The 21,867-nt window shown below is 72.9% G+C and carries 21 protein-coding genes; 11 read left to right on the top strand and 10 right to left on the bottom strand.

What is annotated here, in order from left to right:
• Nucleotides 1–61 precede the first annotated feature (61 nt).
• Together RQM47_RS13785 and RQM47_RS13780 are read left to right on the top strand one after the other, a co-directional pair.
• Entirely contained in the window at nucleotides 62–673 is a 612-nt protein-coding gene (locus tag RQM47_RS13785; RefSeq protein ID WP_311661768.1) for a DUF937 domain-containing protein, read from the top strand.
• Nucleotides 674–889: 216 nt separating this feature from the next.
• Nucleotides 890–1,699, top strand: a complete 810-nt coding sequence (locus RQM47_RS13780; RefSeq protein WP_314009330.1) for a PPK2 family polyphosphate kinase — start codon at nucleotides 890–892, stop codon at nucleotides 1,697–1,699.
• Between the two features lie 101 nt (nucleotides 1,700–1,800).
• Here RQM47_RS13780 and RQM47_RS13775 read toward each other — a convergent pair whose 3' ends face one another.
• Both RQM47_RS13775 and RQM47_RS13770 read right to left on the bottom strand, forming a co-directional pair.
• On the bottom strand, nucleotides 1,801–2,283 hold the full coding sequence (locus tag RQM47_RS13775; protein WP_311661771.1) for a hypothetical protein: 483 nt from the start codon (nucleotides 2,281–2,283) through the stop codon (nucleotides 1,801–1,803).
• A 126-nt stretch (nucleotides 2,284–2,409) separates the two neighbouring features.
• Nucleotides 2,410–2,844 (bottom strand): YkvA family protein, encoded by a 435-nt coding sequence (locus RQM47_RS13770; RefSeq protein ID WP_311661773.1) that lies wholly within the window; start codon nucleotides 2,842–2,844, stop codon nucleotides 2,410–2,412.
• 214 nt (nucleotides 2,845–3,058) lie between these two features.
• Between RQM47_RS13770 and RQM47_RS13765 the strand changes: the two genes are divergently transcribed.
• Together RQM47_RS13765 and RQM47_RS13760 are read left to right on the top strand one after the other, a co-directional pair.
• Complete coding sequence (locus RQM47_RS13765) at nucleotides 3,059–4,252, top strand: PQQ-dependent sugar dehydrogenase (RefSeq protein WP_311661774.1); 1,194 nt, start codon at nucleotides 3,059–3,061, stop codon at nucleotides 4,250–4,252.
• Between the two features lie 581 nt (nucleotides 4,253–4,833).
• A complete protein-coding gene (locus RQM47_RS13760; protein ID WP_311661775.1) occupies nucleotides 4,834–5,052 on the top strand; it encodes a hypothetical protein in 219 nt (72 codons plus the stop codon).
• A gap of 17 nt (nucleotides 5,053–5,069) precedes the next feature.
• Here RQM47_RS13760 and RQM47_RS13755 read toward each other — a convergent pair whose 3' ends face one another.
• The 5 genes from RQM47_RS13755 to RQM47_RS13735 form a co-directional block, all read right to left on the bottom strand.
• Nucleotides 5,070–6,521 carry a pitrilysin family protein gene (locus RQM47_RS13755; RefSeq protein WP_314009329.1) on the bottom strand — a complete coding sequence of 484 codons (1,452 nt, stop codon included), beginning with the start codon at nucleotides 6,519–6,521 and terminating at the stop codon, nucleotides 5,070–5,072.
• 154 nt (nucleotides 6,522–6,675) lie between these two features.
• The gene (locus tag RQM47_RS13750; RefSeq protein ID WP_314009328.1) at nucleotides 6,676–8,163 is read right to left on the bottom strand and encodes a pitrilysin family protein; all 1,488 of its coding nucleotides are present in this window, start codon (nucleotides 8,161–8,163) and stop codon (nucleotides 6,676–6,678) included.
• A 62-nt stretch (nucleotides 8,164–8,225) separates the two neighbouring features.
• Nucleotides 8,226–8,945, bottom strand: a complete 720-nt coding sequence (locus RQM47_RS13745) for a DUF2993 domain-containing protein (RefSeq protein WP_311661780.1) — start codon at nucleotides 8,943–8,945, stop codon at nucleotides 8,226–8,228.
• A gap of 103 nt (nucleotides 8,946–9,048) precedes the next feature.
• Nucleotides 9,049–11,076, bottom strand: a complete 2,028-nt coding sequence (locus RQM47_RS13740; protein ID WP_311661782.1) for an AMP-binding protein — start codon at nucleotides 11,074–11,076, stop codon at nucleotides 9,049–9,051.
• Nucleotides 11,077–11,213: 137 nt separating this feature from the next.
• Nucleotides 11,214–12,191 carry a hypothetical protein gene (locus RQM47_RS13735; protein ID WP_311661784.1) on the bottom strand — a complete coding sequence of 326 codons (978 nt, stop codon included), beginning with the start codon at nucleotides 12,189–12,191 and terminating at the stop codon, nucleotides 11,214–11,216.
• Nucleotides 12,192–12,507: 316 nt separating this feature from the next.
• On the opposite strand from RQM47_RS13735, the gene RQM47_RS13730 reads away from it, so the two are divergent.
• Genes RQM47_RS13730 through RQM47_RS13720 form a run of 3 tightly spaced genes read left to right on the top strand, consistent with a single transcriptional unit; the run spans nucleotide 12,508 to nucleotide 14,753 of the window.
• Nucleotides 12,508–13,236 (top strand): hypothetical protein, encoded by a 729-nt coding sequence (locus RQM47_RS13730; protein WP_314009327.1) that lies wholly within the window; start codon nucleotides 12,508–12,510, stop codon nucleotides 13,234–13,236.
• 3 nt (nucleotides 13,237–13,239) lie between these two features.
• Nucleotides 13,240–13,707, top strand: coding sequence for a phage holin family protein (locus RQM47_RS13725; protein ID WP_311661787.1), 468 nt, complete (start codon nucleotides 13,240–13,242; stop codon nucleotides 13,705–13,707).
• A 23-nt stretch (nucleotides 13,708–13,730) separates the two neighbouring features.
• On the top strand, nucleotides 13,731–14,753 hold the full coding sequence (locus RQM47_RS13720; RefSeq protein WP_314009326.1) for a DUF3618 domain-containing protein: 1,023 nt from the start codon (nucleotides 13,731–13,733) through the stop codon (nucleotides 14,751–14,753).
• 131 nt (nucleotides 14,754–14,884) lie between these two features.
• Here RQM47_RS13720 and RQM47_RS13715 read toward each other — a convergent pair whose 3' ends face one another.
• Complete coding sequence (locus RQM47_RS13715; protein WP_314009325.1) at nucleotides 14,885–16,438, bottom strand: PP2C family protein-serine/threonine phosphatase; 1,554 nt, start codon at nucleotides 16,436–16,438, stop codon at nucleotides 14,885–14,887.
• A gap of 345 nt (nucleotides 16,439–16,783) precedes the next feature.
• On the opposite strand from RQM47_RS13715, the gene RQM47_RS13710 reads away from it, so the two are divergent.
• Nucleotides 16,784–17,278, top strand: coding sequence for a hypothetical protein (locus tag RQM47_RS13710; protein WP_311661790.1), 495 nt, complete (start codon nucleotides 16,784–16,786; stop codon nucleotides 17,276–17,278).
• Between the two features lie 83 nt (nucleotides 17,279–17,361).
• Here the strand turns inward: RQM47_RS13710 and RQM47_RS13705 are convergent, their stop codons facing one another.
• Both RQM47_RS13705 and hppD read right to left on the bottom strand, forming a co-directional pair.
• Complete coding sequence (locus RQM47_RS13705) at nucleotides 17,362–18,642, bottom strand: homogentisate 1,2-dioxygenase (RefSeq protein ID WP_311661791.1); 1,281 nt, start codon at nucleotides 18,640–18,642, stop codon at nucleotides 17,362–17,364.
• Between the two features lie 98 nt (nucleotides 18,643–18,740).
• Complete coding sequence (gene hppD / locus RQM47_RS13700; protein ID WP_314009324.1) at nucleotides 18,741–20,000, bottom strand: 4-hydroxyphenylpyruvate dioxygenase; 1,260 nt, start codon at nucleotides 19,998–20,000, stop codon at nucleotides 18,741–18,743.
• Between the two features lie 159 nt (nucleotides 20,001–20,159).
• Between hppD and RQM47_RS13695 the strand changes: the two genes are divergently transcribed.
• The 3 genes from RQM47_RS13695 to RQM47_RS13685 all read left to right on the top strand — a co-directional run bounded on the left by RQM47_RS13695 (nucleotide 20,160) and on the right by RQM47_RS13685 (nucleotide 21,854).
• On the top strand, nucleotides 20,160–20,375 hold the full coding sequence (locus RQM47_RS13695; protein ID WP_311661794.1) for a hypothetical protein: 216 nt from the start codon (nucleotides 20,160–20,162) through the stop codon (nucleotides 20,373–20,375).
• 106 nt (nucleotides 20,376–20,481) lie between these two features.
• The gene (locus RQM47_RS13690) at nucleotides 20,482–21,030 is read left to right on the top strand and encodes a GNAT family N-acetyltransferase (RefSeq protein ID WP_311661795.1); all 549 of its coding nucleotides are present in this window, start codon (nucleotides 20,482–20,484) and stop codon (nucleotides 21,028–21,030) included.
• Between the two features lie 68 nt (nucleotides 21,031–21,098).
• Nucleotides 21,099–21,854, top strand: coding sequence for an HAD family acid phosphatase (locus RQM47_RS13685; protein WP_314009323.1), 756 nt, complete (start codon nucleotides 21,099–21,101; stop codon nucleotides 21,852–21,854).
• Nucleotides 21,855–21,867: the final 13 nt, after the last annotated feature.

Genomic DNA, 21,867 nt, shown 5'->3' with positions numbered 1-21,867 from the left:
GGGTGGCGGACCCTGGGCGGGGCGGTCGGGGTACGCCCGGCCCCTCCCGACCCCCCGCCTTATGAACGGCCTCCTCGACCTCCTCGCCCAGAACATCGGCGGCCCGCAGATCGACCAGATCGCGCAGCGCATCGGCGCCGACCGCCAGCAGACGCAGACGGCGATCGGCGCGGCCCTCCCCGCCCTCCTCACCGGCCTCAACCGGAACACGAACGCGGCGGGCGGGGCGCAGAACCTGGCCCACGCGCTCGAGAACGACCACGACGGCTCGCTGCTCGACAACCTCGGCGGGTTCCTCTCGGGCCAGATGTCGGGCCGCCAGGCGAACGGCGGCGGCATCCTCGGCCACGTCCTCGGCGGCGAGCGGCCGCAGGTCGAGCAGGGCGTGGCGCAGGCGTCGGGGCTCGACATGGGCCAGATCTCGAAGCTCCTCCCGCTGCTCGCCCCGATCGTGATGGCCGCGCTCGGGCGCCAGAAGCGGCAAGGCGGCCTCGACGGCGGCGCGCTCTCCAGCATGCTCGGGCACGAGGCCACGCGGGCGCGGCAGGCGGCCCCGTCGGGCGTGCTCGGCGCGCTCTCCGGCTTCCTCGACCGCGACGGCGACGGGAGCATCCAGGACGACATCGCCGGGCAGGTCGGCCAGGCCGCCCTCGGCAAGCTGTTCGGCCGGTAAGGAGCGACCGGCAAAAGAGTGGCGAGCGACGGGCGGGGCGGCCGTCCTCACCACCCCGCCCGCGTCGTCCACGTCAGCCGGGGCGGGGTGGTCCGCCGTTGCGCCACCCCGCCCGCGCGCGTTCTACCGCCCCGCCCGTGCGTGTCGGACCCTGGGCGGGGCGGGGCGGACGCGTACAACCTCGCCCGGCCGCTTCCTACTCGTCACCCGTCACCCATGACCGACCGCTACCGCATCCGCCCTGGCGAGCCCCTCCGCCTCGCCGACCGCCCCACCGACGACGACGGCGGGCTGACGAAGGACGAGGGCGAGGAGCGCCTGGAGGCCAACACCGAGCGGGCGCGGGACCTCCAGGAGCGGCTCTACGCCGAGAACCAGCAGGCGCTCCTGTTCGTGTTCCAGGCGATGGACGCCGGCGGCAAGGACTCGACCACGGAGCACGTGTTCGGCCCGCTCAACCCGCAGGGCGTGAACGTGGCCTCGTTCAAGACGCCGACCGAGCTGGAGCAGCGCCACGACTTCCTGTGGCGCGTCCACGCGCAGGCGCCGCCGCACGGGCTCATCAAGGTGTTCAACCGCTCGCACTACGAGGACGTCTTGATCGTCCGCGTCCACGGGTGGGCCGCGCCCGACGTGATCGAGCGCCGCTACGACCACATCCGCCACTTCGAGTCGCTCCTCGCGGACGCCCGGACGCGCGTGGTCAAGGTCATGCTCCACATCTCCAAAGACTACCAGCTCGAGCGCTTCCGCCGCCGCCTCGAACGGCCCGACAAGCACTGGAAGTTCAACCCCGGCGACCTCGACGAGCGGAAGCTCTGGGACGACTACCGCCGCGCCTTCGAGGTCGCCATCGAGCGGACGACGACCGAGGCGGCGCCGTGGTACGTGGTCCCGGCCGAGACGCGGTGGTACCGGAACCTCGTGGTCAGCCAGATCCTCGTGGACACGCTGGAGGCCATGGACCCGCAGTACCCCGAGCCCACGTTCGACCCGGCCGACTACCCGCCGGGCTCGATCGCCTGACCGCCCCGCCCAAGGCTCCGGCCTCGGCATCGAGATCCCTCGTCGCTCCGCGCAGCCAGGGCGGGGCGGCTCAGGTGGCACACCCACCGTGAGGTCCGGTGTCAGCCGAGCACCGTCACGCGGACCGCGTTGGACCCTGCGTTCCCGTACCCCCCGCCACCGCACGCCGTGTAAGTAGGGACGTTGCCCGTCCCCACGACGTAGACCTCCGAGAGGTCGGCTCCGGCCCGGACCGAGTCGAGGAGGACTTCGGTGTCGATCACGAACGTTCCGGCCTCCCCGTCGAGGGGCTGCTCAAACAGCGTGGTCCCCGGGAAAAGACCGAGCCGCTCGTCTACGAGCGCCACCCCGACCCCCGACACGTTGCCGACGGCTTCCACGTCGGCTCGGAACCGGAACGGCTCTCCAATCCGGAGGGTGTCCCCTGGAGACGGCGACGTGATCCGGTAGTGGATCTGGGAAGGGGAGGTGATCCGGTCGTCGACTCCAAGCTCGGTTTCTGGTCCGGAGCGGCATCCTGCGGGCTCGGACGAGTCACAAGCCGTCAGCGAGAGCGTGAGAGCGACGAGGACGAGCGGGCGCATGGCTGCTGCGGAGAAGTGCGCGGAGAGAGCCGGTCCGCGGGCGCTCAGAGTAACACGCACGCCGCCGACCAACGAGCCGCCGCTTCTACACCACCGCTCTGCCCGGGCGGGGCGGCCGCCCCGCCCTCAGTACGGCGGGTTGAGCGTGTCCGGGTCGGCCGGCTCGTTCGACAGCTCCCAGTCCTCAAACCGCGCGAGGTCGTCGCGGATCGCCTTCATCACATAGGCCACGACGACGGCGTCGTCGAGGAAGCCCGTGCCGACGATAAAGTCGGGGATCAGGTCGAACGGGGTCACGAAGTAGAGGAGTCCCGCGGCGACGAAGGCGATCGACCGCCACGGGAGCCGCCGGTACTCGCCCCGCGTGATGGCCGAGCCCAGCCGAATAAGCCGGGGGATGTCGGCGCGGAGCGACCCGATCCGGCTCCGGTTGTCGCGGAGCTGGGCCTGCGACCGGCGGATGAGGGCGCGGAGGCGGCTGGGGCTGTCGGCGTACTCCTCGGCGTCGGCCTGGACGAGGTGGAGGCCGCGGCGGGCGAGCTGGCGGTCGGACTTGGACACGGCGGGCGGGGCGGGGCGGGGGGGCTGAGCGGGGCGGGGGGGAACCTACGCGGTCCGCCCCGCCCGGTTGCCGAGGCAGTCGGGGGGGAACGGACCACCCCGCCCGGCCGTGCCTCAGGCTGGCGCTCGATTCGCCCCGTCCGCTCCTGGGGCGGGGCGCCCTCGGCCGACCCCGGTGCAGCCGCCTCTACGTTTTCATCCCACTCCGATCCCGATGCCCACTTTGCTCTCCTCTGGGCGCCCGCTGGCGCTCGCTCTCGCAGCCCTCGCCGCCTCCGCCCCGCCCGCGGCCCAGACGTCGTACGGGTACGACGGCGGCTCGGCGGGCTCCGTGATGACCCAGGCCGGCCCCGTCGTCGTGCAGGCCCTCGTCGACGGCGACCTCGACCACCCGTGGGGCATGGCGTTCCTCCCCGACGGCCGGCTCCTCGTGACCGAGCGGCCAGGGCGGCTCCGCATCCTGGGCACCGACGGCGAGTTGTCGGGCGCCGTCGAGGGCACGCCGACCGTGTTCGCGCAGGGGCAGGGCGGTCTCCTCGACGTGGCGCTCGACCCGGACTTCGCCGAGAACGACCTCGTCTACCTCTCCTACGCCCGCCCCGGCCCCGAGGGAAGCGCGGCGACGGCGCTCGGCCGCGGACGCCTGGTGACGGGCGGGGCGGACGGCGAGGCCCGCCTGGACGGCTTCGAGGTCCTGTTCACGCAGGAGCCCTACGTCACCGGCCCGAACCACTTTGGCAGCCGGATCGCGTTCTCTCCCGACGGCCACGTGTTCTTGACGACGGGGGAGCGGTTCCAGTTCGACCCGGCCCAGGACCTCTCGAACCACCTCGGCACCGTCGTCCGCCTGAACCGCGACGGCTCGGTCCCCGACGACAACCCGTTCGTGGGCGACCCGGACGCTGAGCCCGAGGTGTGGTCGTACGGCCACCGCAACGTCGAGAGCGCGGCGATCGACCCCGAGACCGGCGACCTCTGGATCGCCGAGATGGGGCCGCTCGGCGGCGACGAGCTCAACCGCCCCGAGCCCGGCCGCAACTACGGCTGGCCGGTCGTGAGCTGGGGCATCAACTACGACGGCACCGCGATCCCCGACCCGCCCACGCGGCCTGACTTCGCCGACGCCGCCACGCACTGGTCGCCGGTCATCTCGCCGTCGGGCATGGCGTTCTACACCGGCCGCGTGTTCCCCGAGTGGACGGGCAGCGCGTTCATCGGGAGCCTCTCGCGCGAGGGCGTCGTCCGCGTGCGCCTCGACGGCGGGGCGGTGGCCGAGGAAGAAGTCGTCCCGCTCGGCGCCCGCGTCCGCGACGTGGAGCAGGGGCCGGACGGCTACCTCTACCTCCTGACCGACCAGGACGACGGCGACCTGTGGCGGCTGGCGCCGCTGGAGGCGGAGGACGAGTAGGCCACCCCGCCCGAGTGGAAGGCGGCCGGGCGGGGCGGGCGCTACCTCACGTCCCGCCGGTCCTCGACCTTGCCCAGCCGAACGAGCCGAGACCGGACTGCGCCGGTGGACCGCTGGTGCGAGGCCGCCAAGTCAGCCGCGGAAGCGCCTGCCTCAAACTGTGCCACGAGGTCTTTGTCCTCGCGCGTATCCCACGACCTCCCAGACCGCCCGGGCCGCGACACGGGCCGCACCGTTTCCTCCCCAGCGCGTCCGAGCGCTTCGACTCCGGTGTACAGCGCCCGCACCACGTCGGGGTGCTGGAGCGGACTCGCCGGATCGAATACGTCGCCGGTGATCGGGTCCACCCCGTTAGCGAGTACGCGCAGTAGCTGAGCGGCTCGGTTAGCGTCCACAAGCGGGCGGGGCGGGGTGACTGCGCAGAAACTACACAAGCCGCCCCGCCCAGGCATGGGGGAGCGTGCCGGTCGCCCTGAGCTTCGGCTCGTCACGGCAGACGACCGGGGCGGGGTGGCGCGCATCCCGGGAGCCGCCGCCCCGCCCCAGCGTACCTGCCCATCCCTTCTGCCTCTTCCTCCTCCATGAACAACTTCTTCCGCGCGATCATCGCCGGCTACGGCGCCAAAAAGCTCGGCGGCGGCTGCTTCTCGACCGTCCTCGTGTTCGTCCTGCTCTGGGTCCTCCTGGGCCAGTGCGGCGCCGCGCTCCCGCCCCCCGACGCCGACGCCGCCCCGCCCGCGGCCGTCGAGGCGCCCGCCCCGCCCGCGGAGCCCGCCGTCGCGCTCGTCCCCGCCGGCTGACGACTCGGGCGGGGTGGCTACTCCTGCGGGCCGAGCACGTCGTCGATCGTCAGCGTCTGGAGCGGCCCGAGGTCGAGCGCGCGGACCTCGTCCTCGATCGTCGCCCGGTCGCCCACGAGGACCACGGCCACGGCGGCGGGGTCGACGTACTCCGCCGCTACGCGCTCCAGGTCGTCCGCGGTGACGGCCAGCACGTCGCGGGTGTAGGTGTCGTAGGCGTCGAGCGGGAGGCCGTCGAGGTAGAGGGCGCCCACGAGCGCCGCCGTCCCGCGGACGGACCCGAACGGCTCGGGGAACGACAGCGCGAGGTAGTTCCGGGCCTTGGCGAGCTCCTCGTCCGGGACGCGCGTGCGGATGCCGTCGAGCTCGCGGAAAAACTCGGCGAGCGCCGGCCCCGTGACGTCCGTCTGCACGTCGGCCGAGGCCACGAACGGGCCGGCCACCGGCCGGAACGAGAACGACGACCCGGCCCCGTAGGTGTAGCCGTTCGTCTCGCGGAGATTCTGGTTGAGCCGGCTCGTGAAGCTCCCCCCGAGGATCGTGTTGAGCACCTGGAGCGCCGCGTAGTCCGGCGTCGACCGGGCCGCCCCGACGCGGCCGATGCGGACGACCGTCTGGGCCGCGCCGGGCTTGTCGACGAGGTAGACCTCGCGGCCGGTCACCTGCGTCGGCTCGGGCACCGCCCCGCCCGCGAGCGCGCCGCCCGCCCCGCCCTCGGGCCACGCGGCGGCGCCGAACAGGGCTTCGAGGCGCGGGGCGATGGCCGCGCGGTCGACCGCACCCACGACCACGAGCGCCGCGTTGCCGGGACGGACGGCCGCGTCGTGGAAGGCCTCGACGTCGGCGCGCGTGAGGGCGCCGACGGACGCCGGCGAGCCCGACGTCGGCCGGCCGTACGGGCTCGCGTCGCCGTAGAGCGTCTGGTCGACGAGGACGGATGCGATCGCGCGGGACTCGTCGCGGCGCTGGGCCAGCGACGTGAGCCGGCTCGCGCGGAGCCGCTCCAGCTCCGCCTCGGCAAAGGTCGGGCGGAGGGCCACGTCGGCAAAGAGCGCGAGGGCCGAGTCCAGCTTGGAGACCGGCGTGTGGAGCCGGACCTGGAGGCTCTGGAGGTCCGCCCGGCTCGTGAGGTCGATGCCCAGGTAGTCGACGGCGTCGGCCAGTTCGAGGGCCGTCCGGCCGCCGGCGCCCTCGTCCATCAGGTCGGCCGTGAGCGAGGCCAGCCCGCCCCGCCCCTCGGGGTCGGCCACGGCCCCCGCCTTCACCAGCAGGTCGACCTGGACGAGCGGCACGCCGGGCTTTGGGACGAACAGGACGGGCAGCCCGTTCGAGAGCTCGAACCGCTCGACGGCCGGCGGCTGGAACGCGGGCGCCGGCCCGAGCGCCGGCCGGTCGACGGTCTGCGCGCCGGCGGACTCGGCGAGCGCGAGGAGGACGAGGCAGGCCGCGAGGCGGGCGGGGCGGGGCATGGCGGACGGGTGACGAGCGATGAGTGACGAGTAACGGGCGGGGTGGCGGCTCGGGGCAGTGCGCCCGGACGTGCTGCCCCGCCCGGCGCTTGACGAGTGCGGGGCGCGAGCCGACGGGGCGTTTGCTCTTTACCCGTCGCTCATCACCCCTCTCTCAGTAGTCGCTCACGGCCGTCTCGCTGCCGGGGAGCGCGAGCGCCGGCTGGCCGGCGGGGACGACCGAGAGCGCCACGCGGCGGCCGAGCGGGAGGTACGACTGCGCCGCGTCCGTGAGGTCGCGCGGGCTGAGGGCCTGGAACCGGGCGAGGTCCTCCTCGAAAAAGTCCGGCGTGCCGGTAAACGTGAGGTACCCGTTGAGCTGGTCGGCCTTGCCGCCGACGCTCTCGAGCCCGTCGAGGAACGACGACTCGACCCCATTCACGACGCGCTCCAACTCGCGAGCCGAGGGCGGGGCGGTCTGGAGCCGGACGATCTCCTCGTCGACCACGGCCCGGAGGTCGTCGGCCGAGGTCCCGGGCCGGGCCGTCGCGATCACGTAGAACGCCCCGCCCAGCTGCGACCCGCTCTGGAACGCGTACACGTCCTGCGCGATCTGGAGGTCGTACACGAGCCGCTTGTAGAGCCGGCTGTTTTTGCCGCCCGCGAGCACCTGCGAGAGCGCGGTCAGCGCCGCGTCGCCGGCGGCGTACTGGGGCACGGACGGCCACGCGAGGTAGAGCCGCGGGAGCTGGACCTGATCCTCCAGCACGAGCCGCGTCTCGTCGCCCCGGGGCGTCGTCACGACCGTTTGCGGCGGGGGCTCGGGGCCGCGCGGGATCGGCCCGTACCACTGGGTCACGAGCCGCCGGGCCTCGGCGACGTCGATGTCGCCGGCCACGACGAGGCTCGCGTTGTTCGGCGTGTAGTAGGTCTCGAAAAACTGCGTGACGTCGTCGTAGCTCGCCGCCGAGAGGTCGGCCATGGACCCGATGACGGGCCAGCGGTACGGGTGGCCCTCGGGGTAGAGCGCCTGGCCCAGGATCGGGAGGGCGAGCCCGTAGGGCCGGTTCTCGTACGACTGCCGCCGCTCGTTCTTGACCACGTCGCGCTGGCCGTCGACGCTCTCGGGCGTCATGGCGTCGAGGAGTCCGGCCATGCGGTCGGCGTCGAGGAAGAGCGCGAGCTCGAGCGCGTTCGAGGCCGCGTCGATGGTGTAGTTGGTCCGGTCCGTGGTGGTGGAGCCGTTGGCGCCGCCGCCGGCCTCTTCGAGCCACGCGTCGATGGCGCCCTCGGGCACGTTCGCCGAGCCCTCGAACATGAGGTGCTCGAACAGGTGCGCGAAGCCGGTCCGGCCGGGCGCCTCCTGCGCCGAGCCCACGTGGTACCACGTGTTCACGCTGACGACGGGGATCGTCGCGTCGCGGTGCAGGACCACGTCGAGCCCGTTCGGGAGCTGGAACCGCTCGAAGTCGACGGACAGCTCGGGGCCGCTCGCAGCGAGCGGGGCGGCCACGTCCACGCCGTCCGCCGGGGGCGGGGCGGGCGCCGTCACCACCCCGCCCCGCCCGGGCGCGCCCGGTTCCACCCCGCCCGGCGAGGTCGTCGCGCAGCCGGCGGCCGTGACGAGGAGGGCGAGGGCTCCGAGGCGGGCGGGGCGGCGCATGGCGGGGTGGTGAGGGCGGGGCGGCGAACATACGCGCGCGCCGCGCCTTACTCCGAAGCGCCTTACTCGAACGAGACGCCCGCGAGCGAGCCCTCGGCCGTGACGACGAGCACGCCGTCTTCGACGCGGACGTCCGACACCTCCACCCCGCCCAGGTCGATGCCGCCCACGTCGGACAGGTCGAAGAGCGGGTTGACCTCGGCGCCGACGAGGTCGGCCACGCGGCCGCCCAGCCCGAGCCCGGCCGCGCGGACCTCGGCCACGTCGAAGCGGAGGCGCGGGCCGTCGCCGCGGACCGTGCCGGTCACCTCGATGTCCGCCCCGCTCGGGAGCGGGAGCCCGGCGATGTCGGGCTGGAGGCGGAGGACGAGCACGTCAGGCGCGCGGACCTCGGCCGTCGCCTCGCGGACGCGGCCGCTGGCCTCGACGTACGCCGCCAGGTCGGACGGGCGCACGCGGACGTCGGCGCGGACGCGCTCGGCCCGTTCGAGGCGGCTCTCGCCCCGGTCGAACCGGACGCCTTCGAGCACGGCGTCGAGCCGGTCGAGCGCGGGCGCCTGGGCGGGGCGGACGCGCTCGCCGACGATCGTGACGCGGTCGGCCGTCCCGTCGCCGGCGTCGAGCCCCTCGAACGAGACCTCGTAGCGGTCGGCGGGGCCGATGGCGCCCTGGAGCGCCTCCTCGACGCGCTCCTCCGCGATCGAGGTCGGGCTGCACCCCGCCCCGCCCAGGGCGGCGAGGGCGAGGAGGAGCAGGGCGGGGCGGAACGGGAGGGTCGGCACGGTCGATGCGGGCGGGGTGGGGGAGAGGAACGGGCGGGGCGGCCGCAAACGTTCCGCCCCGCCCGGACCGCGGCGCGTCCTCACGGCGGGGCGGGCGGGGCGGCTACCGCGACGCGCGGATCGCGTCGACGGCCGCCGGGTCTTCGAGCGCCGTCACGTTGCCCAGGTCGCCGTCGAGGTGGGCCGCGCGGACCACGCGGCGCATGACCTTGGCGTTGCGCGTCTTCGGGAGCGCGTCGGCAAAGCGGACGTCCCGGGGCTTGAGCGCCTTCCCCAGCGCGTCCGTCACGCGGCCGACGAGCTCGGTGCGGAGCGCCTCGGACGCTTCGGCCCCGCTCGCCAGCACCACGAACGCGACCACGGCCTGCCCCTTGACGTCGTCGGGGACGCCGACCGCCGCGCTCTCGAGCACGCGCGGGTCCGCGTTGAGGGCCGCCTCGACCTCGGCCGGGCCGAGCCGCTTGCCGGCCACCTTCATGGTGTCGTCGCTGCGCCCGAGCAGGAACCACTGGCCGTCGGCGTCGACCGCCGCGAAGTCGCCGTGGACCCAGACGCCGGGGAGCCGGCTCCAGTACGCCTCGTGGTAGCGGTCGACCGCCCCGCCCTCGGCGCCCGCGCCCGCCCCGCTCGCCGCCCCGCTCGCGGGGGCGGGGCGGTCCCAGAACCCGCGCGTCATGCCGATCCACGGCTGGCGCACGACGAGCTCGCCGACCTCGCCGCGCACCGGGCGGCCCGCCTCGTCGACCACGTCGGCGTCCATGCCGACGACCGGGCCGGAGAACCCGCACGGCTTGAGCGGCTCGACGTGGTTGCCGCACACGATGCCGCCCGAGATCTCGGTGCCCCCGGAGTAGTTGAGGATGGGCTTCGAGGCGTCCAGGACGGTCTCGAACAGCCACCGCCAGCTTTCGGGGTCCCACGGGCTCCCCGTCGAGCCGACGGCGCGGAGCGCGCTCAGGTCGTGGCGTTCGACCGGCTCGGCCCCGTGCGGCATGAGCGCGCGCACGAGCGTCGGCGAGAGCCCGAGGAGTGTGACCCCGTGGCGTTCGCACAGCGCCCACGTGCGGTCGGGCGCGGAGCCGCCGTCGGGCGCGGCGTCGGGCGCCCCGTCGAACAGGACCATCGTGGCCCCGTTGAGGAGCGCGCCGAACACGAGCCACGGCCCCATCATCCAGCCCATGTCGCTCATCCACCACACGACGTCGCCGGCGCCGACGTCCATCGGGTGCCGCATGTCCTGGGCCGCCTTGATGGGGAACCCGCCGTGCGTATGGACGGCGCCCTTGGGCGTGCCCGTGGTCCCGCTCGTGTACAGGAGGAGGGCCATGTCCTCGGCCGCCGTGTCCTCGGCCGCCCCGCCCCCCGCCTGGCCCGACGCCATGAGGACGTCCCACGGCACGTCGCGGCCGTCCGTGAGCGGGGCGCCGGTCCCCAGCCGGTCGACCACGAACACGGTCTGGACGCTGGGGACGTCGGCGAGCGCCTCGTCGGCCACCTCCTTCATGGGCACGGCGCGGCCCCGGCGCGGGGCGGCGTCGGCGACGACGAGCGCGCGGGCGGCCCCGTCGCGGAGCCGCGTCGCCACGGCCTCGGCGCCGTAGCCTGAGAACAGCGGCAGCACAACCCCGCCCACGCGGGCGATGGCCAGGAAGGCGACGACGATCTCGGGCGTCATCGGGAGGTAGAGCCCGACGGCGTCGCCCCGCCCGATGCCGTGCGCGCGGAGCCCGGCCGCGCACGCCTCGACGGCCTGGTGGAGCTCGGCGTAGGTCATCGTCCGCACATCGCCCTCCTCGCTCTCGTAGCGGACCGCGTCGCGGTCCCACGTCTCGGTCCCCGCCCAACGGTCGAGCGCGTTGTGCGTGACGTTCATCCGCCCGCCGGCGTACCACTGCGGCCGCTCCACCCCGCCCGACGTGTCGAGAATCTGGGTGTAGGGCGTCGAAAACTCAACGCCGAGGTCGTCCAGCACGGCGTCCCAGAACCGGCCCACGTCGTCGAGCGCCCACGCCTGGAGCGCGGCGTACGAGTCGAGCCCCTGGCGCCGCCAGAACCGCGCGAGGTTCGTGCCGGCCACGTGCTCGGGAGTCGGGGACCAGGCGACGGCTTGGCCAAACGGGAAGTCGGACACGGGCAGACCCAAGGGGCGGGGTGGAGCGGGGCGGGGGCGGCCGCCGGGCGGGGCGGCACAAAAAAAGCGGGGCGCGCCCAGAGGCGCGCCCCGCCAAACCTACCGCCCCGCCCGAGCCGCGGGCGGGGCGGTGCCGACTAGACGGCGTCGCGGCGGGTGGCCGCCACAGCCGGGAGGTCGTGCGGCGACCCGACCACGCCGCCCGCGATCGCGGCGACGGCGCCGAGCAGGAGGGCGATCGCCGACCACAGGGCCGCCGTGCCGAGCGCGTCGGTCGCATCCTCGGCCACGCGCGGGGCCTCCTCGCGGACCGTCTGCGCGGCGGACTCGACGTTGGCGCGGAGCGAGGCCGCCTGGTCCTCCCACTGGCTCACCGTCTGGCGCGCTTCGGCCTCGGACAGGTCCGTGTTGGCGGCCAGCGTCTGGATCAGGTCCTCGCGGTTCGCCTCCGAGACCGGCGCCGTGGTGCCGAGCGTCCGGTCGATCGCATCGCGGACGTCCTGACCGGCGGACTCCGGCGTCGTCACCACGTCGCGGGCGAGCTGGGCCGCCTCGTCCTGGATCTGCGAGAGGTCGATGTTCTGGAGCTGGTTCTGGATCGCCTGGCCCGCTTCCGGCGCTACGGCCGCGGCCGCCCCGCCCACGGCGGTGCCAACGGCCCCGAGGCCGCCGCTCACGACCGACTGGACCCCGTTAAGGACCGAGCCAACGCCCGACGCGAGAAAGTACATGCCGACGATCGTCGCGACGCCCCACGTCACCAGACCGTGGATGCCGCCGTCGACCTTGCGCGGCATCCCGGCCAGCCGCCCGGCCACCCAGCCGCCGGCGAACAAGGCGATCAGGCCGCTGATGATGAGCCAGATGCCCTGGCCCGTCCCGAACCCGCCCAGCGTGTCGTCGCTGGTCGCCGGGTCGAACGTGCCGAGCCCGATGCCCAGCCCGAACAGGTAGAGGAGAAAGTGGACGACGGCGGCCACGACGGCGCCGGCGAGAATGGCCCCCCACGAGACTCGCTTGATGGCGGCGCTCAGGCGGCCATAGTCGGTCGGTCCGTATTCGTAGGCGTGGTGGGGGTGGTCTTCCGTGACGTGTGTAGCAGGAATGTGGGCCATGTGGAGGGGGGTGATGAAGAGGGGAGCCGGCCGGTGCGGTGCACGAGCCGGATCGTGCTCTTACCGCTTTAGTGCCCGGACGATCCGCCGCCCCGCCTCAGGCCAGCCTCGGGGCGGGGTGGAGGCTCCGCTCGCAGGGGCGGCAGGGCGGCGCAACGGCCTGGAGGAGCGCCAGGAGGGGGGCGACGCGGGATCCTTAGGCGCTTGCGAGGGCAAACCCCTACGCAAAGCTAGGGGCACTCGGCGGAACGCCGTAGGGCGGGGAGGAGATACAACACGCCACTCCTTCACACGACCCGCCGTCCCCTCTCCCAGTATGGCCTCTCCCAACACTCCGAAATCCACGTCGGGCTCGACCGCCGGTAAGGCGAAAGCCGCCGCCTCGAGCACGGCCGACGACGCCAAGAAAGCGGCGTCCGACGTCGCAGACACGGCCAAAGATGCCGCCTCGGACCTCGCGCAGCAGGCGAAGTCGGAGGCCAAAGACCTCGCGCAGCAGGCCAAGTCGAAGGCGGCCGACCGGGCCTCCGAGCAGAAAGAGAAGGCCACGGGCGTCCTCTCGGACGTCGCCACGGCCCTCCACGACACCAGCGACTCGCTCCGCGACCAGGACCAGGACGCGTTTGCCCGCTACGCCGACCAGGCGGCCGACCAGGTCGAGCAGTTCACGTCGGCGGTCCGCGACCGGAGCGTCGGTGAGATCCTCGACGAGGCGGAGCGGTTCGCTCGCCGCGACCCCGGCCTGTTCGTTGGCGGCGCGTTCCTGCTCGGCATCTTCGGCGCCCGCTTCCTCAAGGCCTCGGACGACGGCCCGTCGGGCTCCACGTCCCGGTCGTCGTCGTCGCGCATGAGCGGGGCGGGGCGGTCGATGCCGTCCCGGACGACGGGTACGACGGGCCGGACCACCGGCGACCCGTTCCCGACCGGCTCGGGCCGCCCGATGGACCGCGCGCTCTCGACGCCGCTCGTCCCCGGGTCGACCGGCACCGCCGGCGCCTCGTCGGCCGGCACGTCGACGACGGGCACTGGACGGACGACCTCCTAAGACATGGCTGATTCCCGAACCACCCCGCCCCCGCCCGACACGGTCGCCCTCGTTGAGGGCGACCCGGCTCCGGCCGCGCCGCGCGACGACCGCTCGATCGGCGACCTCCTCTCGGAGCTGACGTCGGAGACGACGACGCTCGTCAAGCAGGAGATCCGCCTCGTTAAGGCTGAGGCCACGCAAGAGGCCCGCGAGGCCGGCCGCGCCATCGGCGCCGCCGCCGCCGGCGGAGCCGTTGCCTACGCCGGCCTCATCCCGATCCTTATCGGCATCGGATGGGGACTGGGCCAGCTTTTCGGCGAGGACCTCATCTGGCTCGGCATCCTCATCGTCGGCATCATCGCGGCCATCATCGGCTACGTGATGCTGAAGAAGGGCCTCGACCAGATCAAGCAACTCTCCCCGCCCCTCGACACGACTGCTCAAACCCTCAAAGAGGACAAACAATGGATCAAGGAAGAGACCCGGTAACGGGCACACCCGCCGCCCCGCCCGTGGACACCACGCGCACGTCGAGCAACCCCGACGCCATCGCCCACGACATCCGCGAGACGCGGGCCGAAATGGACGAGACGATCGACGCGCTCGGCGCCAAGCTGGACCCGTCGAACCTCGCCGATCAGGCAAAGGAGGCGATCAGCGACTCGGCTAAGGACTACGGCTCGCAGCTTATGGATACGGTCAAGGACAGCTCAGCCCTCGACACGATCAAAGAGAACCCCATCCCGGCCGCCGCCGTCGGCCTGTCGGTCGCGTGGCTGCTCTCGAAGATGGGAGAGTCCGAGGCCGACCGCCACCGCCACGAGCGCTACATCGCCACTGGCGACCCGTACTACGCGCCCCGCCGTCGCGGCTACGCCCGCTACGAGGAGGTCGAGACGCGTGGGTACACCTACAACCCGTACACCGGCGCCCCCTACGCCCGCTCGGGCTCAGGCAACGGCGACGAATCGATCATCGACAAGGCCAAGGACGCGGCGTCGGACGCCGTCGACACCGTCAAGGACAAGGCCTCGGACCTGACCGACTCGGCCAAGGACCGGGCCTCCGACCTCGCGAGCGGGGCGGGCGACCGGACGCACCGGGCCGGCGGCCAGCTCCAGCGCTACGAGCGTCGGGCGGAGTCGTGGCTCGACCGCCAGATGAGCCAGAACCCGCTGGCCGTCGGCGCCGTCGCGCTCGCCGCTGGCGCGCTCGTCGGCCTCTCGATCCCCGAGACCGACTTCGAGGACGACCTGATGGGCGAGCAGGCGGACTCAGTCAAGGACCGGGCCGGTGATGCGGCGTCGGGCACGATCGAGAAGGCGCGGAACGTGGCCACGGACGTCGCCGAAAAGGCCGGCGCCGAGGCCCGTAAGGTGGCCGACGACGCCAAGTCCAAGGCGAAGGACGTCGCTGACGACGCGAAGGGCAAAGCAAAGGACGTCGCCGACGATGCCACCTCGAAGGCGAAGAGCTCCGCGAGCAGCGCCACGAGCAAGAGCAAAAGCACGTCGTCCAAGACGAAAAAGTCGTAAGGCGACCACCCCGCCCCGACGACAATGCGGGCCGCTCCTCCGGGGGCGGCTCGCTTTCGTTTGGACACTTGGGCGGGGTGGAGCCTTGGGGCGGGGCGGGCGCACGACCACCCCGCCCTAAGGCTCCGCCCTCAGCCGTGGCGGACGACGTACGACGAGCGGGGGGCCGGGGCGGGGTGGGCAACCTGAGCCACGAGCAGGCACGTGTCGTCGTGGCGGACCCCGTCGGTCCACGCCCGGATGCGGTCGACGAGCGCGGCGCCGACGGCGTCGGGGGGCAGGCGGCACGCTCCGCCGAGGGCGGACCGCATGCGACCGACCCCGAACAGGTCGCCCGCCGCGTTGCGGGCCTCGGTGATCCCGTCGGTGTAGAGGGCGACAAGGTCGCCGGGGCCGAGCGCTACGACGTCCGGCCCGTCCTGCTCCCAGTCGGGGAGGACTCCGAGCGGGAGGCCGCCGCAGGCGACGGGCTCGACCGCCCCGCCCGATCCGTCCAAGCGAGCGACGAGCGGGGGCTCGGCCCCGGCGACGGCGAACTGCACGGCGCCGGCCTCGACGTCGACGACAGCCACGGCAGCGGCCACAAACGGTGGCGTTTCCGGCTCGCTGGCGACGCCCGGCCCCGAAGCGTAGAGGTACCCGTTGAGGTGGGCGAGAGCGGCGGGCGGGGCGTGTCCTTCGAGAAGGAGCGTGCGGAGCATGAACTTAGCCTGCGCCGTGTGCGCGGCCGCCTGGAGCCCTTTCCCCATCACGTCACCGACGACGAGCGCGGTCCGCCCCGCCCCCAGATCCACGACGTCGAAAAAGTCGCCGCCGACGAGCGCCTCGTCCGAAGCCGGTCGGTAGACCGTGTGGACGCGGAGGCCGGTCTCGTTCGATGCCAGCGCCTGGAGGAGCGGGCGTTGAAGGGCTTCGGCGATGCGCCCCTGGTGCTCGGCCCGCTCGGCCAGCGTCCGCTCAGCCTCTTTCTGGGCCGTCACGTCCTGGGCGACTCCAAACGCCTGCGTCGGCCGCCCGTCAGCGTCGCGGGCAAAGACGGTCTCGCGCGCGCTCAGCCACCTCCAGCGGCCGTCGCGGTGGCGGACCCGGTACTCGAAGGCGGCGAACGCGCCGTCGGGGAGCGCGTCGCGCTCGGCCACGAACGCCGGCCACCGCGCGAGGTCATCGGGGTGGACGAGCCCATTGACGCCGCGGCCCATCGCCCGCATCTCGGAGGCCGTGTACCCCGTCACCTCGGCGACCTCGCGGTTGAACCACATGTTCCGGCCCGCCGCGATGTCGAACAGGTAAACGATGTCGGGGATCGTGACGAGGAGCGCCCGTGCGAGCCGCTCGCTCGCGTCCCGAGCCGTCTCGGCCTCCTGGAGCGCGGTCCCATCGCGGAGCAGGACCAGCCGCCCGCCGTCGGCCGTGTCCAGGCTGTCGGCCCCACGCCACAGATGGTCGCCCAAGACGCGCTCGGCGTCGCGCCCGACGACGGCCGCTGCGTCGCCGACCAGAATCGCGGCCGGCCCGTTGAGGTCTACCACCCGCCCCGCCCCGTCGACCCGGAGCACGGCCGATCCGAGCAGCCCGGCCGCCCGAGACACGGCGTCGCCGTCGGCCGCCGTGAGCAGGGCGGGGCGGGACGGCGCGGTGATCGCTACCGGGCGGTCAGGACCGGACGAGGTGGGGCGGGCGGGCATGCGGTGGAAGATGGGGCCACCCCGCCCGTGCCGGTCCGGCACCTGGGGCGGGGTGGGAAAGAGTACCCACGACCACCCCGCCCGCGCCCGCGGAACAGGGCGGACCCGTGCTCCTTTCTCGCACACGATTTGATCAGGGCGGCCGTCCTGATCCCCGTGGCGCCACCCCGCCCTCCTGAGGACGGAGCGTCGGGCGGGGTGGTCGCACGCGGCGTCGGTGGGGGACGAGTCCGGCGCACCGCCGGCGCCGACTGACGACTGGGGGCGCCGTTTCGCGTGGTAAGAGAGAGAAGGGGCGGAGCCCGGCCGCCCTTGTTCCTCGACCTCACCAGCCTTCCCCGACCCATGCCCCAGTTCGACATCGAGACCTACGAGGTCCACAGCACCGCCTTCCCCAAATGGCACCGACGCTACCTGATGCTCGTCAGTCCAGACCTCTCCCACGGGATCCGGCACCGAGTCCACATGCACTTTAGCTCCTCGCCAATGACTTTCAACAACGGGCGCATGATCGGTGTCGCAGGGAACGTCGGGGGACTCAACTTCGACGGAGTGAACTTCGCGGTATACTTCCGAGACAGCGCGTTCGACGAGATCTACGAGATCCTGCGGAGTGAAAACCCGGTCTCGTTCAAGTACTTCCTCCGCGACATCGCAACGGCTCCAGAGGCCACGGCCAAGTGGGTCTCTTCAGCGGGGATCGTGACGGGGCCGGAGCGTCTCGGCGAGGGGCCGGCCGACGCCGACGCCGGGCTCCTCCAGGCCCGGATGCTGCTCGGCGACCTCGCGCCCTCCGGCGACGGCCTGGAGCACGCCGTGCAGGAGCCGGAGGCGGCGTAACCCTCCACCCCGCCCGCGGCCTCAGCACATGACCGCCCCGCCCTCGACGTGAGGGCGGGGCGGTACCGTTGGGGCGGGGTGGCCTAGCCGCGCGCGGCGTCGATAGGCGGCGAGTCCGGTACCGCGCCCGCGGCGCCGTCGCCCGACACCGTCGCGCCGGGCGGGATGGGGGCGGCGTCGGGGAGCGGGTGCCCGTGCTTCTCGGGCTGCCACGAGAGGACGTAGTCCGGCGACTCGATCTCGAGCGCCGTCTTCGTCAGCTTGAGCGGCCGGAACGTGTCGACCATGACGGCCAACTCGTGCGTCTCTTTCGCCCCGATCGACGCCTCCGTCGTGCCCGGGTGCGGGCCGTGCGGGATGCCTCCGGGATGGAGCGTAAAGCTGCCCCGCCCGATCCCCTTGCGCGACATGAAGTCGCCCTCGGCGTAGTACAGGACCTCGTCGGAGTCGATGTTCGAGTGGTTGTACGGGGCCGGGATCGAGTCCGGGTGGTAGTCGAACAGGCGCGGGACGAACGAGCACACGACGAACCCATTCGCCTCGAACGTCTGGTGCACCGGCGGCGGCTGGTGGATGCGGCCCGTGATTGGCTCGAAGTCGTGAATCGAGAACGTGCTCGGGTACATGTAGCCGTCCCACCCGACGACGTCGAACGGATGGTAGCGGTACACGAACGGGAACAGCTTTCCGTGCTTCTTGATGAGGACTGTAAACCGCCCTTCCTGGTCCACCGTGTTGAGCTCAGTCGGCGGGTGGAAGTCGCGTTCGCAGTACGGGCTGTGCTCCAGGAGCTGGCCCACGTCGTTCCGGTACCGCTTGGGCGGCCGGAAGTCGGTTGGCGCCTCCATCACGAGCAGCCGCGGCTGCGTGCCGCCGTCGAAGGCCCAGCGGTGCGTGATCGTCCGCGGGACGTGGACGTAGTCGCCGGCCTCGAACTCAACCGTCCCCAGCACCGTCTCGAGCCGCCCCGCCCCGTCGTGGACGTAGACGAGCTCGTCGTGCGTGGCGTTTTTGTAGAACGTGTCCTCGGGCATCGACTCCGTCGGCGCGCAGAGCGCCATGTCGATGTCCTGGTTGCCCATGATGTAGCGGCGGCCGCTCAGCCAGTCGCCGCCGGGCTCGACCTTCGGTCCCAGAAAGTGCCGGTGCTTGAGGAAGGCATCCTCGACGTACTCCGCTCCGAAGTCTCGGGGCTCCTCCACCGCCTCCACGAGCGTCGGCGGGTGGATGTGGTAAGCGATCGAGCCGATTCCCGAGAACCCCTCCTCGCCCAGCACCTCTTCAGTGTAAAGCGCCCCGTCGGGCCGCGCGAACTGCGTGTGCCGCTTGGGGGGGACGTTGCCGAGGCGGTGGTAGAAAGACATGGCGGGGAGGGATGGAGGGATAGGGGATGGGGGGACGGGCGGGGCGGGGTGGGGCCGGGACTCTGCTCGTCCCTCGGTGCCTCCATCCCGCATCCCTCTTACAGATTCCCGCGCCGCTCCTGCTCGCGCTCGATGGCCTCGAAGAGGGCCTTGAAGTTGCCCTCGCCGAACGTCCGGGCGCCCTTGCGCTGGATGATCTCATAAAACACCGTCGGGCGGTCCTCGACGGGCTTGGTAAAGATCTGGAGCAGGTAGCCGTCCGGGTCGCGGTCGACCAGGATGCCGAGCTCAGCCAGCTGGTCCACGGGCTCGTCGATCTGGCCCACGCGGCCCTGGAGCTGCTCGTAGTAGGTCGTCGGGACGGTCAGGAACTCGACGCCGCGGGCGCGGAGCTTCGAGACCGTGTCGAGGATGTCGTCCGTCGCGAGCGCAATGTGCTGGACGCCAGCACCGTCGTAGAAGTCGAGGTACTCGTCGATCTGGCTGCGCTTTTTGCCCTGGGCCGGCTCGTTGATCGGGAATTTGATCCGCTCGTTCCCGTTCGACATCACCTTCGACATCAGCGACGAGTACTCGGTCTGGATATCGGAGTCGGTAAAGGTGAGCAGGTTGCGGAAGCCCATCGTGTCCGAGTAGTACTGGACGTACTTGTTCATGTCGCCCAGGTGCACGTTCCCGACGCAGTGGTCGACGTACTTCAGGCCGACGCCCTCGGGCTTCCAGTACGGATTGTCGTACGCCTCGAAGCCCGGCATGAACAGGCCGTCGTAGTCCTTGCGCTCGACGAACGTGTGGATGGTGTCGCCGTAGGTGCCCATCGCCGAGACCACGACCTCGCCGTCGTCGTCGCTGAGGACCTGGGGCTCCCGGACGGCCGTGGCGCCGCGCTTGGTCACCTCCTCGAACGACTTCCGGGCGTCGTCGACCCAGAGCGCGATGTCCTTGACGCCGTCGCCGTGCTTCGCCACGTGCTGGGCGATGGGGTGGTCGGAGCGGATGGCGGTCGTGAGCACGAACCGGACTTTGTCCTGGACCAGCAGGTAGCTCGCCGAGTCGCGATGGCCGGTCTCCGGCCCGCGGTAGGCCTTGATCTCGAAGCCGAAGCACGAGGCGTAGTAGCGCGCGGCCTGCTTGGCGTTGCCCACGTAGAACTCGATGTGGTCGGTCCCGTTGATGGGCAGGAAGTCGTCCTCGACGTGGTCGGGGGCGCCCTTCAAGCTCAGGCCCGCCTTTTCGGCCGTGTCCGCGTTCGTCTGCTGCGCGGCTGGCTCCGTGGCGACGGCGCCGAGGGCCGAACCGTCGCCGCTCTCGGTGGCGGGGTCGGACGTGAGATCGGCGGGATTGGGTTGCGTGCTCATGGGATGTAGAAAAGCGCTTTCGGAGAGGGACGTGTGCGTTGGACGGCTGCCGGCTCAGGCCGTTCCGGCGACCGCTGGGCGGGGCGGCGACCGAAGGTACGGGACCCGCTGCCCCGCCCGCGGGTTCGAGCCCGCGCCCCAGGACCGCCCCGCCCCGTCATGCCGCAGTTCGAGACCGCCCCGCTTAACGGCCCCTCCGCGTTCGTCCGTGCCCGGAGCGCCGAGGGCGCCGTCGCCGACGCGGCGGGGCGGGACGTCGAGGCCGTCGAGGTTGGCGACGCCGAGGCGGGGAGCGGGTGGCGCGAGGCGACCGTCGACGGCGCGCCGTGGGGGCGCGTCCGCCCGCGCGACCGGATGCGGTTCCGGCGCGATTGAGCGGCCGGGGTGGGGCGCGAGCGGGTCAGCGGGGGCAGCTGTTTCGCGGGATCCGGCCGGTGGCCCCGAAGGTGCACGCGACAGGACCGAACCACCCCGCCCCGACGTGTCCGTCCGCCTCGAACCGCTCGCGCTGCGCCACGCCGCTGCCTACCAGGCGCTCGCCGCCGACGCCCGCGTCGCCGCGACCACGCTCGTTCCGCACCCCTACCCGCCCGATGGCGCCGTCCGCCACGTGCGATGCGCCGTGGGCGCCCGCGACCGCGACGAGGCCTACTCGTTTGCCGTGATCGAGGGCGGAAACGGGCAGGCGGGCGGGGTGGAGACCGTCGTCGGCTCGTGCAGCCTCAAGCACGTCGACCGCGAGGCGGGGCAGGCCGAGGTCGGTTATTGGATCGGCGTCCCGTTCTGGGGGCGAGGCTACGCGACCGAGGCGGTCCGGCTGGCCGCTCGCGTCGCGTTCGACGAGCTGGGCCTCGACCGCGTCGTCGCTGAGGTGCTGGAGACGAACCCGGCCTCGGCGCGCGTGCTGGAGAAGGCGGGGTTCGACGTTGTCGGTCGGTTTGCCAACCCGCACGCGCGGTACCTCGGGGCGCCGACCGTGCTCTACGACCTCGCCCGCCCCGCCCACGTCCGCCTTGCGCGGACGGACTGAGCCGGACCGCCTGCGCCCGAACGCGGGGCGGGGTGGTGCGTAGGCCCGGCCCCCTCCTGCTGCTGCCGATGCCGACCGCCCGCCCCGCCCGCTCTGCCTTTCTCCCAGTGCTCGGCCTCACCCTGGCCGCCGCGCTCGCCGGGTGCGCCACGACCGCCCCGCCCGAGGCGCCCGCCTCCGCGGCGGTGGCCGAGGCGGAGGCCCCGCTCGCGGTCCGGTGGGCGCGGCGCTCGGCCGAACACGACGCGCTCTTCCTCCAGACGTACCGTGCGGCGGCCGAGCACCTCCGCGCCGCCGCCGACACGGTCGCGGGCGATTGGGGCGTGATCCTCGACGCCGACGAGACGATCCTCGACAACTCGCTCTACCAGCAGGAGCGGGCCGCGGCCGGGCTGGACTACACGCCCGAGAGCTGGAACGCCTGGGTCCGCCGCGAGGCGGCGCCGGCGCTGCTGGGCGCCGTCGCGTTCACGGACGAGGTGCGGGCGCTGGGCGGCCGCGTGGTCGTGGTCACCAACCGGGACGAGGCCGTGTGCCCCGAGACGCGGGCCAACTTGGCGGCCGTCGGCGTCGTCGCGGCGGCCGTCCTGTGCCGGACGGACGAGGGCGACAAGACCGCACGCTTCGAGGCCGTCGAGCGGGGCGGGGCGGACGGCCTCCCCGCCCTCCGCGTCGTGATGTGGATCGGCGACAACATCCAGGACTTTCCCGGGCTGGGCCAGGACGCCCGGCTCGCGGGCGGGGCGGGACTCGGCGCGGTCGGCGGGCGCTACTGGGTGCTCCCGAACCCCATGTATGGCTCGTGGACTGGGAACGCGGAGTAAGGCGGGCGGGGTG

The sequence above is a fragment of the Rubrivirga sp. S365 genome (genome assembly GCF_032248475.1).
GTDB lineage: Bacteria > Bacteroidota > Rhodothermia > Rhodothermales > Rubricoccaceae > Rubrivirga > Rubrivirga litoralis.
The sequence above is the reverse complement of the archived record's forward strand: the minus strand, read 5'-3'. Positions and strand labels throughout refer to the sequence as shown.

Excerpts from the sequence above, each read along its gene's own strand:
- RQM47_RS13710 (WP_311661790.1), top strand. The coding sequence starts at position 16,784 with ATGCCCCAGTTCGACATCGAGACCTACGAGGTCCACAGCACCGCCTTC.
- RQM47_RS13685 (WP_314009323.1), top strand. The coding sequence starts at position 21,099 with ATGCCGACCGCCCGCCCCGCCCGCTCTGCCTTTCTCCCAGTGCTCGGC.
- RQM47_RS13785 (WP_311661768.1), top strand. The coding sequence starts at position 62 with ATGAACGGCCTCCTCGACCTCCTCGCCCAGAACATCGGCGGCCCGCAG.
- RQM47_RS13755 (WP_314009329.1), bottom strand. The coding sequence starts at position 6,521 with ATGCCCCGCCCCGCCCGCCTCGCGGCCTGCCTCGTCCTCCTCGCGCTC.
- RQM47_RS13725 (WP_311661787.1), top strand. The coding sequence starts at position 13,240 with ATGGCTGATTCCCGAACCACCCCGCCCCCGCCCGACACGGTCGCCCTC.
- RQM47_RS13780 (WP_314009330.1), top strand. The coding sequence starts at position 890 with ATGACCGACCGCTACCGCATCCGCCCTGGCGAGCCCCTCCGCCTCGCC.
- hppD (WP_314009324.1), bottom strand. The coding sequence starts at position 20,000 with ATGAGCACGCAACCCAATCCCGCCGATCTCACGTCCGACCCCGCCACC.
- RQM47_RS13695 (WP_311661794.1), top strand. The coding sequence starts at position 20,160 with ATGCCGCAGTTCGAGACCGCCCCGCTTAACGGCCCCTCCGCGTTCGTC.
- RQM47_RS13730 (WP_314009327.1), top strand. The coding sequence starts at position 12,508 with ATGGCCTCTCCCAACACTCCGAAATCCACGTCGGGCTCGACCGCCGGT.
- RQM47_RS13765 (WP_311661774.1), top strand. The coding sequence starts at position 3,059 with ATGCCCACTTTGCTCTCCTCTGGGCGCCCGCTGGCGCTCGCTCTCGCA.
- RQM47_RS13760 (WP_311661775.1), top strand. The coding sequence starts at position 4,834 with ATGAACAACTTCTTCCGCGCGATCATCGCCGGCTACGGCGCCAAAAAG.
- RQM47_RS13750 (WP_314009328.1), bottom strand. The coding sequence starts at position 8,163 with ATGCGCCGCCCCGCCCGCCTCGGAGCCCTCGCCCTCCTCGTCACGGCC.
- RQM47_RS13705 (WP_311661791.1), bottom strand. The coding sequence starts at position 18,642 with ATGTCTTTCTACCACCGCCTCGGCAACGTCCCCCCCAAGCGGCACACG.
- RQM47_RS13735 (WP_311661784.1), bottom strand. The coding sequence starts at position 12,191 with ATGGCCCACATTCCTGCTACACACGTCACGGAAGACCACCCCCACCAC.
- RQM47_RS13715 (WP_314009325.1), bottom strand. The coding sequence starts at position 16,438 with ATGCCCGCCCGCCCCACCTCGTCCGGTCCTGACCGCCCGGTAGCGATC.
- RQM47_RS13775 (WP_311661771.1), bottom strand. The coding sequence starts at position 2,283 with ATGCGCCCGCTCGTCCTCGTCGCTCTCACGCTCTCGCTGACGGCTTGT.